The following is a 15,179-nucleotide window of genomic DNA, read 5'->3' as shown; positions in this document are numbered from 1 at the left end:
CGTTGTGGAGCTGGTGGTGAGCAGGGTGAAGAGCTGGCGTGCCTTGAGCACGTAAGAGGGACATCAACGCCTCGTGTGGGGGTTGGAAGACCGCCGGGCGACAGTCGGGCACAGACCTTGGGGAGGTAGGCGGCTGCGGCCCGGCGGCCGCTCAGGGGCCTCGACGGTCGGGAACGTCGGGCTGTGCTTGCCAGGCCGCATTCGGACCCGGATGGTCTTGCCGCTGCCGGACTCTGCGGGGAACCAGGCGACCTCGCCGCCCAGTTGTCGCACGAGCCACAACCCCGTCCTGTCTCTTCCGGCAAGGGCTTCGTCGAGGCCATCGCGCCCGGGGCACGGGTCTGTCACGTCAAGGAGCAGCACGTCGTCCTCGTCAACGTGCATGGTCAAGGTGACCATGCCTCTGCCGACGTGCTGGACAGCGTTCCGGACGATCTCCGTGATGACCCGTACGGCGGCCTCTTGTGTCCCCGACCAGCCCATCATGCCCAGGCGGGTACGGGCGTGCAGGCGAGCGAGCCGGGGGACGCAAGCCTCCATGGACCAGCTGCGCGTCCAGGTCTGCGGGCGGACAGGAGGGGGCTGCGCGTCGGAACCAACTGCTCGAAGACTCGTCGGCTCGGCGTCGAGGGACGGAGCCTCTATTGTGCGTGCGCCCGCCGGGGGAAAAGCGAGAGCGGCGCTCACCATGTGCGTCACGCGTGAGTCCCGGCCATGCAACATTGCGGCGCCTAACCGGGAGTCCTGACTCTGTCCTGCTGCCATCTGTGTCCTCGACGGTGGTGGTTGCGGTGTCCCTCTACCGTTCCAAACTGGGCAGTTGGCGTCACGGGCGCCCGTGTCCAACTTTTCTGGACACCGGCCGCTGCGCTGACCAGGAGGAACCAGCTTTTATGGACGGTTCGTTGGGCTGCGAATCCCCGGTCATCCAGGTCGCAGTCATCCGGTCGAGCTACGACCGCGGCTACCGTGAGATCACAACACCCGACTGGGAGCACGCCGATGAACGCCCCTTCGAAGCCCGGCACCAAGGCAGACCGGGATGCCCTCCGTCAAGACATGACCGCCGCTGAATGCACCATGGCTAACATCGCCATCGAGATGCGCACCCGCTTCCGGATGCGGCCCAGGGAAGCGTGGCGGCATGCACACGGCTGGACGCTTCAAGAGGCCTCTGATCGGATCACCCAGGCAAGTACCAGGCATCCGGGCGAGTCTGTCGCTGCGGACGCGTCCCTTGTGGGCAAGTGGGAGAAGTGGCCTGGTCCTTCCTCACGCCGTCCCAGCCTCCCGGTCTTGATGGCCATGGCGGAAGCCTTCGCGTGCCGCGTGGAGGACCTGCTGGATCTGGAGGACAGGCGGGCGCTACCCGAGGCAGACCTTCGCCTGCTCATCCATCGTCCGCCAACCAGCGAGCCTCCGTCCCCGCCCGCCACGCCGTCGCCCATGTTCGCTACGCCCGAGCCGACTGGAACCGATTTGGTGCGTGTCGCCGCCGACGAGTCCGCGACGTGGGCGCAATGGGTTGAGGCTTCGAACGTCGGTGACATAGCCCTTGAGCAACTAATGGCCGAGACGCGGGCACTCGCATCGGACTACCTCACTTCAGACCCAGTCACACTCTTTGTCCGCACGCGGGCATTACGCGACCGCGTCTTCGCTCTCCTGGAAGGCCATCAATACCCCGGTCAGTCGGCAGACCTGTACGTCGCGGCCGGCTACCTGTGCGGGCTCCTGGCGTGGATGTCCTCCGACTTGGGGCAGCTGCCCGATGCGGAAACCCAGGGCCGCACAGCATGGCTGTGCGCGGAACTGGCCGGGCACAACGACCTGCGCGCCTGGGTGCTGTCGACTCGTTCCAAGGTGGCCTTCTGGGACGGACGCCTTCGCGACGCGATCAACTTCGCCCGACGCGGCACCAACTACCGCACCACGGGAACGGTCGCGGTGCTACTCGCCTGCCAGGAAGCCGACGCATGGTCCGAACTGGGAGCTCCAAACGAGGCCTTGGCGGCGCTGACCCGGGCCAATGACGCACGCACCGCGATGAGCGGCGAGGACGCTGTCGGGGGCATCTTCGCCTGTCAGCCCGCTCGGCAGGAGAATTACGCGGCGGCAGTGCAGCTGCGTCTCGGCCGCCCTGCCGACGCCTTGCGATCTGCGGATAACGCCCTCACGCTTCTGACTGTGCAGCCGGTCAGGGCATACGGCACGGAAGCTCAGATCCATATCAGCCAGGCCTCAGCACATCTCGCAGCTGGCGAAGCAGAGGGCGCCCTCGAAGCTCTCACGCCCGTCCTGGCGCTTCCACCCGATCAGCGCCTGGCACCCGTCACCCGCCGACTCGGCGAATTGTGCTCCGGCATCACCCGATCTCAAGCTGGCGGCACTGCGGCAATCGGGCTACGGCAAGCCATCGAAGAGTTCTGCGTAGACTCCGTGCCACGACACCTTGCGCTCTCGCCAAGGAACGGCTCCTCCTGATTTGATCCGGACTATGACGACTCAGACCGAGACCATGCGGAACCATTGGTGGTGGCGGCCCGGTTGGAATGTGGGGCGCCGCTTTTATACATGGCATCTGACGTTCGACGGCCAGGACGATGTACACCGGCTTGCTGCCGAGTACCGCTCCGCGCTCGCACCTCTGGGAGATGCCCTCACCCCAATCCCCGACCGATGGCTGCACCTAACCATGCAGGGCATCGGCTTCGTGGGTGAGACCAAGGAGCAGGACCTAAACGCCATCGTGGATGCAGCCCATGCACGACTGGCAGCCATTCCCGCCTTCGACGTCCAGATCGGACCAGAGGTGCTGGACCCCGAGGCGGTGCTCCTGCATGTCCACCCGGATGGCCCTGTTCGGACCGTCCGAAACACCATCCGGGAAGCCATCGGGGACGTTCTTGACGAGGTCCCGGAGAACGCCGAGGGTTTCACCCCGCACGTCTCCGTGGCCTACAGCGCCGCGGACGGTCCAGCCGAGCCGATCGCGCAGGTCCTCGCTGGCCTTGCCCTCACGCCGGCGCGGGCGCGGATTTCCACCGCGGAGCTCATCGTGATCCACCGGGACAACAAGATGTACGAGTGGAAACCCTTCGCGACGGTTACCCTCGGTTGAGCGTCTTCCGCCACCCGGTGTCTCGCCACCGCAGGTTGGAGACACCGCGTGGCCCAACGTTCCATGACGGGCAAGGCTGGCATCCCTGCGACTCGGCGAACTCCAACTGGGCGTTATGGCGATCTGGTCGGCGCGCAAGCGTTGGACCTCCCGGCCAACTAAGGAACAACGGCATCGTCGTCTCTGCCCTGCGCGTCCGCCAGGCCCTGACGACGAGCGGCGCGCGCACCGCTCTCACGGCCCGTGACCTGCGGGAAGAGCTGACGGTTTACCCGCCCCGCCGACCATCACTCCCCGGCGGGACACAGCGGTAGGGTGCCTGGCATGTACCCGGTCCAGCGTTCCAGCCAGCGTCTCGGCCTCCGCGAACTCACCGTCGATGATGTGGACGGAGTCTTCGCGATCTACGGCAATCAGGAAGCGACGGAGCACCTGTTGTTCGAGCCGCGGACCCGCGAGCAGGTTGGCCACATCGTGGCTCGGTCCATCGGTGCCGCAACCGAGGAGCCGCGCGGCGAGTACGCGCTCGCCGTAGTCGCGCGAGACGCGAACGAACTGATCGGGTTCGGCAGGATCGCAACAGACCGCACCAGCAACGCGCAGCCACCATGGGCCTCGCGCTGCGCCCGGATGCCCTGGCGCACCAGGTGCTCGCGGCGCTCCCTCATGTGCACACCTGGCGGGAACGCCGGGGGTGTCCAACGCGTACCGGGTGCTCGCCTCCGAGGGCAGGGTCTCCGAGCGATTCCGCTGGACATCTGAGGACGAGGGCGGTAACGTCCGTTCCCGGCTGACGGCCGACGGCATCCGGTTCACGGTGACCGGATCCGCTGATTCGGTCCAGCGCCTCACCGCCGACGACCTCGCGCTGTTGGTCACTGAGGACGACGACCGTCCTGGACACGGGGTCACTGGACTGGCTACGAGCGGCGCTCGGCGAGCGAAACTCCACCTGACCGACCCCTCCCCCGCCCCCTCCCCGTGATCGACTCGCTCACCTAGGATGGCGAGCAACATCTCAGCGGCCCGACGGGCTTCCTGATCCGCCTACGCGGCGGACAGCACAGGACATGCCCCCACCCGCACGAGTCTTCTTCGTGCTGCATGGGGGCTTTTTCTTGCTGTTCCGTGTCCGCGGCGTCCGTGGCCGCCCGCATCCTCGAAGGGGCGCTGGCGCTGCATCTGACCCAGAACTTCCGTCACCAGCACGGCCGGAGGCCTGCACAAGCGGAGATACGGTCCTGGGAGCGCAGCCTCCCCGCCCTCGTCAACGCGCTCATCGAGGCCGGGCTCGACGAGGTGGAGGTCCTCGTCGAGTACAGCCTGCCCCTGACCAGCAAGCGCGCGGACGCCGTACTCGCCGGTGTGCACCCGACCACCGGCGAGCCGTCGTACGTCGTAGTCGAACTCAAGCAGTGGAGCGCGGCCTACCCGGAGGAGGACGAGCCGCTGCTGTGCCGGATCGACGCGTACGCGCAGCCCGTCCTCAACCCGATCGAGCAGGTACGGGGCTACTGCGAGTATCTCCAGTCGTTCAACGGTGCGCTGGAGCGAATGCCCAACTCCCTGGCTGGCGTGGCGTTCCTGCACAACGCGACCGAGTTCCAAATCGCGGGGCTGAGGAACGTCGAGGAGAACCAGTACGGACGGATGTACACCGGGGAACAGCGCGGCGCCTTCCTCGACTTCCTGCGCTCGCGGCTTGCCGCGAAGCCCGGCGCACACGTGGCCGACGTACTGCTCGACGCCAAGGTACGGCCGTCGAAGCAGCTGATGTCGGTAGCGGCAGCCGAGATCCGCGACCGAGAGCAGTTCGTGCTCATCGCCGAGCAGCGGGTCGCGTACGAGAAGGTGATGTCCGCCGTCCGCAAGGCCAAGCGCGGCAACCACAAGCAGGTGATCCTGGTGACCGGCGGTCCCGGATCCGGCAAGAGCGTCATCGCTCTGTCGGTCCTGGGTGAGCTGTACCGCCGCGGAGTACCCGCGCTACACGCGACTGGATCCGCGTCGTTCACCAAGACGATGCGCAGGGTCGCAGGTCACAAGAAGCGTGAAGTGCAGCAGCTGTTCATGTACTTCAACAGCTTCATGGACGCCGAGCCCAACGACCTCGACGTGCTGATCTGCGACGAGGCCCACCGGCTGCGGAAGACCTCCGCCAACCGCTACACGAAGGCGGCGCTCCGTACTGGACGACCCCAGGTGGCGGAACTGATCGACGCGGCCCGGGTCCCCGTGTTCCTGCTCGACCAGCACCAGGTGGTGCGCCCCGGCGAGATGGGAACCAGGCAGGAGATCGAACGGGCCGCCGCCGCGCAGGGCCTCGACTGCACGGTGGTGGAACTGGACGGCCAGTTCCGGTGCGGCGGCAGCGACGCGTACGAGAAGTGGGTCATCGACCTGCTCGGCCTGGACGACGGCACGCCCAGCTTGTGGGGGCCCGACGGCAAACTGCAACTACTGACCGCCGAGACCCCACAGGAGCTTGAGGACTTCCTCGTCGCCCGCCGGGAGGAGGGCTACGGCGCCCGCATGTCGGCCGGCTACTGCTGGAAATGGACCACGAAGATCACGCCCGACATGACGACACTCCCCGAAGACGTCGTGGTCGGCCAATGGTCCCGCCCCTGGAACCTCTACGGCGACCGATCCGCCCTCGGGGCACCACCTGCGCCCCTCTGGGCCACCGACCCGGCCGGCTTCGGCCAGGTCGGCTGCGTCTACACCGCGCAGGGTTTCGAGTACGACTGGTCGGGCGTGATCATCGGCCCCGATCTGGTCTGGCGAACGGACCGCTGGGTCGTGGACCGCTCGGCGTCGAAGGACCCGTCTTTCACGAAGGCCACTCCGGACGACGACGTCGACCGCCTCATCCGCAACACGTACAAGGTGCTCCTGACCCGGGGAATGGTGGGGACAATCCTCTACTCGACGGACGCGGAGACCCGCGAGAAGCTGCGGTCGCTTATTCATCCGGCATCCCGGGCCGAGGTGCCGGAACTCGTGTAGTTCGGTGGACGCGAAGGTGCTCAGCCGGTGGCGCCGGGATGGCGTGATCACTGGCTGCCCTCTGGGCTGTTTGGTGGCCGCCCCAACCGGGCTGCTACGGCGGGTACTGCTGCTGATTCATGGTCCCCCTTGAGGCAAAGGTCGTGTGATGCGAGGTGTGTGACTCGCTCAGATCTCGCACGGTTTCCTCAAGCGGGGAATTCACCTGATCGTGGTGTGCACTCAGGGCGCCGCGCCGGTGCCGGGGCGATGGGGCCCAGGGGGGCCGTAAGACAAAGCCGCAGCCATCAGCAGAACCCTCATCGTCGTGAGCAGTTCGCGCGCCACGACACCGCGTTGAGCACGGGCGAGTTCATACAGGCCGCCGTGCTAGGGATGCAACGTCATGTCCGTGTGCATCCCCGCACTGAGCCACAACCGCCCCTACCTCAGCCGAGATCCTCCAAGAGCAGGTCGAGTGCCGCCTCCTCGTGCAGGGCGATTCCCAATGCCTCCATGGTCGGGGCCAGTTCCGCGTCCAACACCGCCTCCGCACGCGGTCCGCTGAGCAGTAACTGCGGCGTGCCGTGGGCCTGGCCCCACGCGGCAAGCGGAAGGTGTTCAGCACGGGTTATCCACAACCCGAGTTATCCACCAAGATCAATACGCCGTATCGAAGGGATGTTTCGCTATGCGCATGACAGAAAGCTCGCAACACCTCTGAGAAAACGATCCACTGTCCGCCGTCCCTAACCGCCGCCTTCGGGGGCCCATAATGCAACGGACGCCGCTTCCCACCTCACGCCACCATCGCAGAGACCCACACCAAGATCGACGGAACTATGATCTGGCCCAGGTCAGAGGTGTCCCCCGCGTCTCTGCGCCAGGGACTTTCAGCCCTGTCTGAGGGACTTCCAAGGGACTTTCCTCCGCGTAACGCAGCAAGCCCCCAAAAGATCGGAAAGGCCCTTCGACGTAGGTCAGAGACTCTTTCCAAGGCGAAGCCGCAGGCAGCGGCAGACGAGTCGGGCTGTACGCCGGGTTCTGTCGCCCGGTCGCCTCGCGGCGGCCGGGGAGACGGCCATCCATCTAGGGCCGGCGTTGCCGCCGGCCTCGTGCGGTCTACCCGCGGACTCGGGCGGGCAGCCCTCGAACGTCCGCGCAGAGCACCTTTTGCAGCGCTCCTTTTGACCTTGCTCCGGGTGGGGTTTACCTAGCTGCCCAGGTCACCCTGGGCACTGGTGGTCTCTTACACCACCGTTTCACCCTTACCGAGGACCGAGGTCTCCGGCGGTCTGTTTTCTGTGGCACTGTCCCGCGGGTCACCCCGGGTGGCCGTTAGCCACCACCCTGCCCTGTGGAGCCCGGACGTTCCTCGGGAAGCCCCTGGGGGCTCCACGCGGCCGTCCGCCCGGCTCGTCTGCCGTGTCGGCCATGTTACCCGGCGTGGACCTCGCCTCGTTCCGGCCGGGGGTCCGGGCCGCCGCGGCGGAGCCGGACTCGTACGCCGCGTGGCTCGGAGCGCCCCGGGCCATGCGGCGGTGTCGGCATCCCACCGGGGGAGTCTGCACGGTCCGCCCGGCCCGCCGTCGCCAGGACCGAGCCCGCCAGGATCAGAGTGAAGGCGACCGTGATGCCGGTGGTGAACGGTTCGTCCAGGAACACCGCGCCTGCTGCCACCGCGACCGCCGGATTGACGTACGTGATCACTGTCGCCCGGGTCGGGCCCGCTTCCTTGATCAGCTCCAGGAAGGCCACGAAGGCGACCGCCGTGCAGATGACGCCCAGCGCGGCGAGGGCCGCCAGGACCTCGGTCGACGGCAGCTCGGAGGGTCGGGTCACGGCTGCCGCGGGGGCGTAGACCAGGGCCGCCAGCAGGAGGCAGGGGGCCGTGAGCTGGAGGGTCGGGACGTCCTTCAGGTGGCGGGCCGCGATCAGCGGGGCCGTGGCGTAGCCCACGACCGTCAGCAGCACCTCCGCCATCGAGCGGGCGTCGCCGCCCGTCAGGTGCGGGACCGTGAGGACGCCGACGCCCGCCAGGCCGAGGGCGAGGCCCGTCAGCCGCCGTACGCCCAGGCGTTCGGTGTCGCCGAAGAAGCGGGCCAGGGCCACGCCGACGATCGGCACGCCCGCGATCAGCAGGCCGGCCGTCGAGCTGGACAGGTGGCGTTCGGCGTCCGTGAGCGTGAACCAGGGGCCGATGATCTCGATGCACGCGAAGGCCAGCATGGGCGCCCAGTGCGCCCGTACGGTCCGGATCAGGCCGCCCTGTCGGAGGGCGAAGGGGAGCAATAGCGCGGCACCCAGCGCACAGCGCGTGAACACCACCACGGAGGGGGACAGCGGGGCGTCCACCGCCACCTTGATCAGCAGGTAGGGGATGCCCCAGACCACTCCCATCAGGGAGAACAGGAACCAGCCGCGTGCAGTCATGTGAGCAGTGTCGGCCGCCGTGTCAGCCGGCGTCTTGAACGCTGTTGCGGTACGCCGCCGGGGTCACGCCCAGGACGCGGCGGAACCAGCGGGTGAGGTGTGCCTGGTCGGCGAAGCCCACGAGGGAGGCGACCTCGGCGGGGCGCAGGCCGGCCTCGAGCAGACCGCGGGCCCGGTTGACGCGGTACTGGGCGAGCCAGGCGTACGGCGGGACACCCATCGTCGTACGGAAGGCGCGCAGGAGTTGGTAGCGGGACAGGCCCAGGTCCGCGGCCAGGTCGGAGAGGGAGGGCGGGGCGAGGAGTTCGTCGGCGAGGCGGTCGCGGACGGCGTGGGCCAGCCGGTCCGCGCCCGGGATCGTGTCGGGAGTCGCGCGGGCCGTGGAGTGGCGGCGGGCGAGGGCCGTGAGCAGCCACGGGAGGCGGGACTCGGTCTCCAACGGGTCCGGGCAGGCGCTGAGTTCGGCGTGCGTGCGGCGCAGGGCGGCGGCGAGTTCGGGGTCGTCGAGGAGCGGCTCGCGGAAGTGCGGGAGGCCGTCGAGGACGCCCTCGGTGAGCAGGCCGGGGGCCGCGTACACGGCGCGGTAGGCGTAGCCGTCGGTGGTGGTGCCGGGGCCACCGGTGTGCATCTCGCCGGGGGCCAGTACGACGATGGAGCCCGGGCCGGTGCGGATGTGGCCGCCCCGGTAGTCGATGATCTCGGAGCCGCCGACGCAGACCCCGATCGTGAACTCCTCGTGGGCGTGCGGGGCGTAGACGTGCCGGTCGAAGCGGGCGGTCAGGAGATCGAGCGGGGGCCCGCAGCGGCCGAGCCGCGCCCTCGTCCACAGTGCCTGTTCGCCCACGTGACTCCCCCTTGTGTGTCCCTGGGGAGGTAACGCGGACGAGCTCAGCAAAAGTCCGACGTGTCCAGGTCGAACGCGAACGGCTCGGGGAGGGGGAGGGCCTTGCCGAAGGGGAGGGTGCAGTGCTGGCGGTAGTCGTCCTCCTCCGGGGTGCCGAACAGCGTGATCTGGGATGCCTCCCGGTCCACGAGGAGGTAGAGCGGAATCCCGCCGCGGGCGTAGCAGCGGCGTTTGGCCTCGCGGTCGGCCTGGGGTTTCGTGGAGGTCACCTCCAGCAGGTGATTCTTCGGGCAGCCGCCCCCGCTCCGCAGCTTCAACCCTTTGTTTCCGGAGAAATCCATGTCGGTCCGGGAGTGCCTGATCACCTGCTTCATGATCAGGTTGATGTAGTCCTCGTGGTCCCCGTCCGGCGGCGGTGTCACAACGATCTCTCCGTCGATCAGCTCGGCCCGGAAACCCTCTGGGGTGTCGAGCGCGAGGAAGCCCTCCAGCAGGACTTCCGCCTGGGTGAGCGGCTCGTGGGCCATGGCAGTCATGTCACGCCCCTCCTTCGGTCGCTCGCCAGAGTGGGACATCGGGAGATCACCTGTCCGAGAGATCGGATTCGTTCCCTCGATCGTGGCACACGGGCACGGCCGAGAGCGCGCGCGGAAGCGAAGCGCACCTCGTGGTTCCGGGGGCGGTCCGGGTGCGCCGTACGCTGTTCCGGAGTTCGAACCGAAGGAGATCCTCCGTGCTTGTCCTGCTGCCGCCCTCCGAGGGCAAGGCATCCTCCGGCCGCGGCGCCCCGCTGAAGCTGGAGTCGCTGTCGCTGCCGGGGCTCCACGAGGCCCGCGAGGCCGTGGTCGAGGAACTGGTCGAGCTGTGCGCCGGTGACGAGGACAAGGCGTGCGAGGTGCTCGGGCTGAGCGAGGGGCTGCGCGGTGAGGTCGCGAAGAACACCGCGCTGCGGACGGCGGGCACCCGGCCGGCCGGGGAGATCTACACGGGGGTGCTGTACGACGCCCTCGACCTGGCCTCGCTGGACACGGCCGCGAAGCGGCGGGCGGCCCGGTCGCTGCTCGTGTTCTCGGGGTTGTGGGGCGCGGTCCGGGTGACCGACCGGATCCCCTCCTACCGCTGCTCGATGGGCGTACGGCTGCCCGGTCTCGGGGCGCTGGGTACGCACTGGCGGGCGCCGATGGCGGAGGCGCTGCCGGAGGTGGCGGGGCGCGGGCTGGTGCTGGACCTGCGGTCGTCCGCGTACGCGGCAGCGTGGAAGCCGAAGGGCGAGGTGGCCGGGCGGACGGCGACCGTTCGGGTGCTGCACGCGCCGACCCGCAAGGTCGTCAGCCACTTCAACAAGGCGACGAAGGGAAGGATCGTGCGCAGCCTGCTGTCGGCGCCGGCCGTGCCCCAGAACCCGGCCGAGCTGGTGGAGGCGCTGCGCGGTCTCGGACATGTCGTGGAGGCCCAGGCGCCCGCGCGGTCGGGGCAGGCGTGGTCGCTCGACGTGCTGGTGACGGAGATCCACTGAGGCGCCCCTGACCGCCTGTTGCAGCATGCGCAACGCTCATTGCGTGTGCTGCACACCCCGGGCACGATGAGGTCATGACCTCACCCCTGCCCTCCGCTCCGCGTGCCCGGAACGTCTCGGTGCTGGACCTCGCGCCCGTCGTGCCCGTGGTCGTGGTCGAGGACGCCTCCGACGCCGTACCGCTCGCCCGGGCCCTGGTCGCCGGCGGGCTGCCCGCGATCGAGGTGACGTTGCGGACGCCCGCCGCGCTCGACGCGATCCGGGCGATCGCCGGTGAGGTGCCGGAGGCGATGGTCGGCGCGGGGACCCTGCTCACGCCCTCACAGGTCACCGAGGTGGTGGCCGCCGGGGCGCGGTTCCTGGTCAGCCCGGGCTGGACGGACGTACTTCTGACGGCGATGCGGGCGTCGGGGGTGCCGTTCCTGCCGGGGGTGTCGACCGCTTCCGAGGTGGTGGCGCTCCTTGAGCGCGGGGTGCGGGAGATGAAGTTCTTCCCGGCCGAGGCCGCGGGCGGGACGGCGTATCTGAGGTCCCTGTCCGGACCGCTCCCCCAGGCCCGCTTCTGCCCCACCGGCGGCATCGGGCCCGCCAACGCTCCGGACTACCTGGCACTGCCCAACGTCGGATGCGTCGGCGGCACCTGGATGCTCCCCGACGACGCGATCGCGGCCGGGGACTGGGCCCGCGTCGAACGACTGGCCCGCGCGGCGGCGGCACTGGGGCGGTCCGACGCGTAGGTGCGGGCGCGGCTCCGCGTCGAACGGCCGGCCCGCGCGGCGGCGGCACTCGGGGAGGCGTGACGCGTAATCGCGGGCCCGACTCCGCGTCGAACGGCCGGCCCGCGCGGCAGCGGCACTCGGGGAGACGTGACGCGTAGTCGCGGGGCGCGGCCCAAGGGGCACCGCCGTCAGCGCAGGTGTGACGTGTCGTTGAGGAGGCGGACGCTCGCGTTGCCGTCCGAGTAGTAGGCCACGGCCGACAGGGCGGCGGCCGAGAGTTCCATGCGGAACAGGGACTCGGGCGGGGCGCCGAGGGCGAGCCGTACGAACGTCTTGATCGGCGTCACGTGCGTGACGAGCAGGACCGTGCGGCCCGCGTACGCGGCCACCAGCCTGTCGCGCGTGGCGGCGATCCGGGTGGCGGTGGCGGCGAAGCTCTCGCCGCCGCCTGTCGGTTCGGCCTCCGGGTCGGCCAGCCAGGCGTTCAGGTCCTCCGGGTAGCGGTCGCGCACCTCTCCGAAGGTGAGCCCTTCCCAGGCCCCGAAGTCGGTTTCGCGCAGGCCGTCCTCGACGACCACCTCGAGACCGAGTCGGTCGGCGACCGCGGCCGCCGTCTCCCGGGTCCTGGCGAGGGGCGACGACACGATGGCCTGGATCGTGCCACGCCGGGCCAGCGCCGCCGCGACCCGCTCGGCCTGCTCCCGGCCGACGGCCGACAGGGAGGGATCGGAGCCGCCGCTGCCGGAGAACCGCTTCTGGGGTGTCAGGGGTGTCTCACCGTGCCGGAGCAGGACGAAGGTCGCGGGTGCGCCCAGGTCGGCCGGAGCCCAGCCCGCACTGGGCGCGGCGACGGCGCGTGCGGCACGTACATCGGCCTGTGACTGGGTATCCGCCTCGGAGCGCGACGCGGCCTCCGCGCCGGGAGCCGCTACGAGTGGCTCACCAGGGGATACGGCATCAGCATCGGCTTCGGCCCCGGACCCGGCCCGCAGGGCTGCGTCGCCCGCGGTCCGCGCCGGTTCGTCGCGCTCGGCGGAAGCGGTCGGGGAAGTGTCGGGCTCCGCCGGAACGTCGGCAGGGGTGGACGCGGCCGAGGGTTCCGGGGCACTGGACGCGGCCGAGGTCCCCGGGGAGCCGAGGCGGCCGGCGGTGGTATCCGGGAGCCTCGTCGAGCGCCCCTCCGCCAGTGCCGCACGTGCCCGCGCCGCACCCGCGGCCGCGTCCCCGGGCGGGCCGGAGGGCTCGGTGACGGCCGTCGGCTTCGCCGTGACCGCCGCCCTCCCCGCCGCCGTGTCCAGTTCCGCCGTCGATGTCGAGGCCGACCACTGTTCGCCGCGCCTGCCCGCGTCCATCGCCTCGTTGGCCAGGCGGTCCGCGTGCTTGTTGCGCTCGCGGGGGATCCACTCGTAGGTCACCCGGGACGGCGGGAAGACCCGGCTCGCCTCGGTCGCCAGGGGCTTCATGGCGGGGTGTTTGATCTTCCAGCGGCCCGACATCTGCTCGACGACGAGCTTGGAGTCCATCCGGACGTGGACCTGGGCGGAGGGGTCCAGGTCGTGGGCGGCGCGGAGGCCGGCCAGCAGGCCCCGGTACTCGGCCACGTTGTTCGTGGTGACGCCGATGTACTCGGCGGCCTCCGCGAGGGTCTCCCCCGTCGCCGCGTCGAGCACCACGGAACCGTAGCCCGCGGGCCCCGGGTTGCCCCGTGACCCGCCGTCGGCCTCGACGATGAACTCCCGCACCGCGTATGTCCCTTACAGGCCGGACTCGGAGGTGCGCACCAGGATGCGGCCGCAGTTCTCGCAGCGGACGACCTTGTCACGCGGGGCCGAGCGGATCTCGTTGAAGTCGGTGATCGCCAGCTCCTGGCGGCAGCCCTGGCAGCTGCGCTGGTACAGCTTGGCCGCGCCGACGCCACCCTGCTGCGCGCGCAGCTTCTCGTACAGCTTCAGCAGGTCCGCGGGGATGACGGCGGCGATGACCTCGCGCTCCTTCGTCACCGAGGCCGCCTCGCCGTCCAGCGACTCGAAGGCCGCGTCCCGGCGGGCGGTCGCGTCGTCGATCCTGCCCTGGACGGAGCCGACCCGCTCGGTCAGCTCGGCGGCCCGCTCCTGCGCGGACTCGCGGCGCTCCATGACCTCCAGGACGACGTCCTCGAGGTCGCCCTGCCGCTTGGCGAGGGAGGCGATCTCGCGCTGGAGGTTTTCCAGGTCCTTCGGGGAGGAGACGGCACCGGAGTCCAGGCGCTGCTGGTCGCGGGCGGCGCGCTGGCGCACCTGGTCCACGTCCTGCTCGGCCTTGGTCTGCTCGCGGGCGGTGTCGCTCTCCTCGGTCTGGGCGGCCACCAGGAGGTCGCGCAGCTGGGTCAGATCCTTGGTCAGCGAGTCGATCTCGGCGTGCTCGGGCAGCGACCTGCGCTTGTGCGCGAGCTGCTGGAGGCGGACGTCGAGTGCCTGGACGTCGAGGAGGCGGATCTGGTCGGCGGGCTCGGCGTTCAGTTGGGGGCTCCCGTTGCGCTAGGAATCGGATTGGACGCCGCGTGGGCGGTCCAGGGGTCGGTGACCGTCTTGGAGACGTGGACGCGAAGGCCCCATCCGCTCCGGTCGGAGATCTCGTCGAGCTGGGCGGCGGCCAGCTCGCACCAGGGCCACTCGGTGGCCCAGTGCGCCGCGTCGAGCAGCGCGAGAGGAGTGCGTCCGCCGGCCGCCGTGAACTCGGACACGGGGTGGTGGCGCAGGTCGGCGGTCAGGAAGGCGTCGACGCCGGCCGCCCGTACGTGGTCGAAGAGACTGTCGCCGGAGCCGCCGCTCACGGCGACCGTGCGGACGACCGCCTCGGGGTCGCCGGCGACGCGGATGCCCTGCGCGGTGGCGGGCAGCCGCTCGGCGACGCGCGCGGTGAACTCCCGCACGGTCAGCGGGTGATCGAGTTCGCAGATCCGGCCGAGGCCCCGGCGGCCCTGGGGGTCGGTGGCGTCCGGCACCAGCGGCCGTACGACGCGCAGGTCCAGGGCACCGGCGAGCGCGTCGGAGACACCCGGGTCGGCCGAGTCGGCGTTGGTGTGGGCGACGTGCAGCGCGATGTCGTGCTTGATCAGGGTGTGGACCACGCGGCCCTTGAAGGTGGAGGCCGCGACCGTGGTCGTACCGCGCAGGTACAGCGGGTGGTGGGTGACGAGCAGGTCGGCGCCCAGTTTCACCGCCTCGTCGACGATCTCCTGGACCGGGTCGACGGCGAACAGGACCCGGGAGACCTCCTGACCGGGGTCGCCCACGACGGTGCCGACCGCGTCCCAGGACTCGGCCCGCTCGGCGGGCCACAGGTTCTCCAGCGCGGTGATGACTTCAGACAGACGGGGCACGGGTGAAAGGCTACCTGGCCGTTCTCCGCGACCGCACCGCCGCTGCACCGTCTCCCGCCGGTCGGCCCCGGCCAGCACAGCCGCCCCGGTTTCCTCAGGCGAATCGTTCCTGGGCCATCCTTATGTGTGAAGTGGCCGCCTGCCGGTCCCCCGCCTGTGCGTGCGAAAACTACCTTCGTCGCCGGAGGTGACCGGAC

At 69.9% G+C, this 15,179-nt stretch carries 13 protein-coding genes and 1 other RNA gene; 6 read left to right on the top strand and 8 right to left on the bottom strand.

Features of this window, described 5'->3' with window-relative positions; translation table 11 throughout:
- Positions 1 to 1,059 precede the first annotated feature (1,059 nt).
- The 4 genes from OG985_RS32345 to OG985_RS32330 all read left to right on the top strand — a co-directional run bounded on the left by OG985_RS32345 (position 1,060) and on the right by OG985_RS32330 (position 6,130).
- A complete protein-coding gene (locus OG985_RS32345) occupies positions 1,060 to 2,484 on the top strand; it encodes a helix-turn-helix transcriptional regulator (protein ID WP_371671879.1) in 1,425 nt (474 codons plus the stop codon).
- Between the two features lie 13 nt (positions 2,485 to 2,497).
- On the top strand, positions 2,498 to 3,121 hold the full coding sequence (locus OG985_RS32340) for a 2'-5' RNA ligase family protein (RefSeq protein ID WP_371671878.1): 624 nt from the start codon (positions 2,498 to 2,500) through the stop codon (positions 3,119 to 3,121).
- 324 nt (positions 3,122 to 3,445) lie between these two features.
- Positions 3,446 to 3,883, top strand: coding sequence for a GNAT family N-acetyltransferase (locus tag OG985_RS32335; protein ID WP_371671877.1), 438 nt, complete (start codon positions 3,446 to 3,448; stop codon positions 3,881 to 3,883).
- A gap of 366 nt (positions 3,884 to 4,249) precedes the next feature.
- Positions 4,250 to 6,130, top strand: a complete 1,881-nt coding sequence (locus tag OG985_RS32330; RefSeq protein ID WP_371671876.1) for a DNA/RNA helicase domain-containing protein — start codon at positions 4,250 to 4,252, stop codon at positions 6,128 to 6,130.
- A 428-nt stretch (positions 6,131 to 6,558) separates the two neighbouring features.
- Here OG985_RS32330 and OG985_RS32325 read toward each other — a convergent pair whose 3' ends face one another.
- From OG985_RS32325 to OG985_RS32305, 5 genes are all read right to left on the bottom strand, one after another.
- Positions 6,559 to 6,750, bottom strand: a complete 192-nt coding sequence (locus OG985_RS32325; RefSeq protein WP_371671875.1) for a DUF2399 domain-containing protein — start codon at positions 6,748 to 6,750, stop codon at positions 6,559 to 6,561.
- Between the two features lie 376 nt (positions 6,751 to 7,126).
- An RNA gene (rnpB, locus tag OG985_RS32320) (RNase P RNA component class A) lies at positions 7,127 to 7,528 on the bottom strand.
- An 18-nt stretch (positions 7,529 to 7,546) separates the two neighbouring features.
- A complete protein-coding gene (locus tag OG985_RS32315; protein WP_371671874.1) occupies positions 7,547 to 8,542 on the bottom strand; it encodes a DMT family transporter in 996 nt (331 codons plus the stop codon).
- A gap of 22 nt (positions 8,543 to 8,564) precedes the next feature.
- Positions 8,565 to 9,386, bottom strand: a complete 822-nt coding sequence (locus OG985_RS32310) for a helix-turn-helix domain-containing protein (RefSeq protein ID WP_371671873.1) — start codon at positions 9,384 to 9,386, stop codon at positions 8,565 to 8,567.
- Between the two features lie 44 nt (positions 9,387 to 9,430).
- Positions 9,431 to 9,913 carry a Uma2 family endonuclease gene (locus OG985_RS32305; RefSeq protein ID WP_371674564.1) on the bottom strand — a complete coding sequence of 161 codons (483 nt, stop codon included), beginning with the start codon at positions 9,911 to 9,913 and terminating at the stop codon, positions 9,431 to 9,433.
- Positions 9,914 to 10,119: 206 nt separating this feature from the next.
- On the opposite strand from OG985_RS32305, the gene yaaA reads away from it, so the two are divergent.
- Entirely contained in the window at positions 10,120 to 10,902 is a 783-nt protein-coding gene (yaaA, locus tag OG985_RS32300) for a peroxide stress protein YaaA (RefSeq protein WP_371671872.1), read from the top strand.
- 74 nt (positions 10,903 to 10,976) lie between these two features.
- Complete coding sequence (eda, locus tag OG985_RS32295) at positions 10,977 to 11,639, top strand: bifunctional 4-hydroxy-2-oxoglutarate aldolase/2-dehydro-3-deoxy-phosphogluconate aldolase (protein ID WP_371671871.1); 663 nt, start codon at positions 10,977 to 10,979, stop codon at positions 11,637 to 11,639.
- A 170-nt stretch (positions 11,640 to 11,809) separates the two neighbouring features.
- Here eda and OG985_RS32290 read toward each other — a convergent pair whose 3' ends face one another.
- From OG985_RS32290 to OG985_RS32280, 3 genes are read right to left on the bottom strand one after another with little or no spacing between them, the layout of a single operon-like run.
- Entirely contained in the window at positions 11,810 to 13,363 is a 1,554-nt protein-coding gene (locus tag OG985_RS32290; RefSeq protein ID WP_371671870.1) for a bifunctional RNase H/acid phosphatase, read from the bottom strand.
- 12 nt (positions 13,364 to 13,375) lie between these two features.
- Entirely contained in the window at positions 13,376 to 14,119 is a 744-nt protein-coding gene (locus OG985_RS32285; protein WP_371674562.1) for a zinc ribbon domain-containing protein, read from the bottom strand.
- On the bottom strand, positions 14,116 to 14,982 hold the full coding sequence (locus tag OG985_RS32280; protein ID WP_371671869.1) for a Nif3-like dinuclear metal center hexameric protein: 867 nt from the start codon (positions 14,980 to 14,982) through the stop codon (positions 14,116 to 14,118). The genes OG985_RS32285 and OG985_RS32280 overlap by 4 nt, the downstream gene beginning before the upstream one ends.
- Between the last annotated feature and the right edge of the window lie 197 nt (positions 14,983 to 15,179).

The sequence above is a fragment of the Streptomyces sp. NBC_00289 genome, assembly GCF_041435115.1.
Classification (GTDB): Bacteria; Actinomycetota; Actinomycetes; order Streptomycetales; family Streptomycetaceae; genus Streptomyces.
This window is presented reverse-complemented; position numbering and strand designations above follow the sequence as displayed.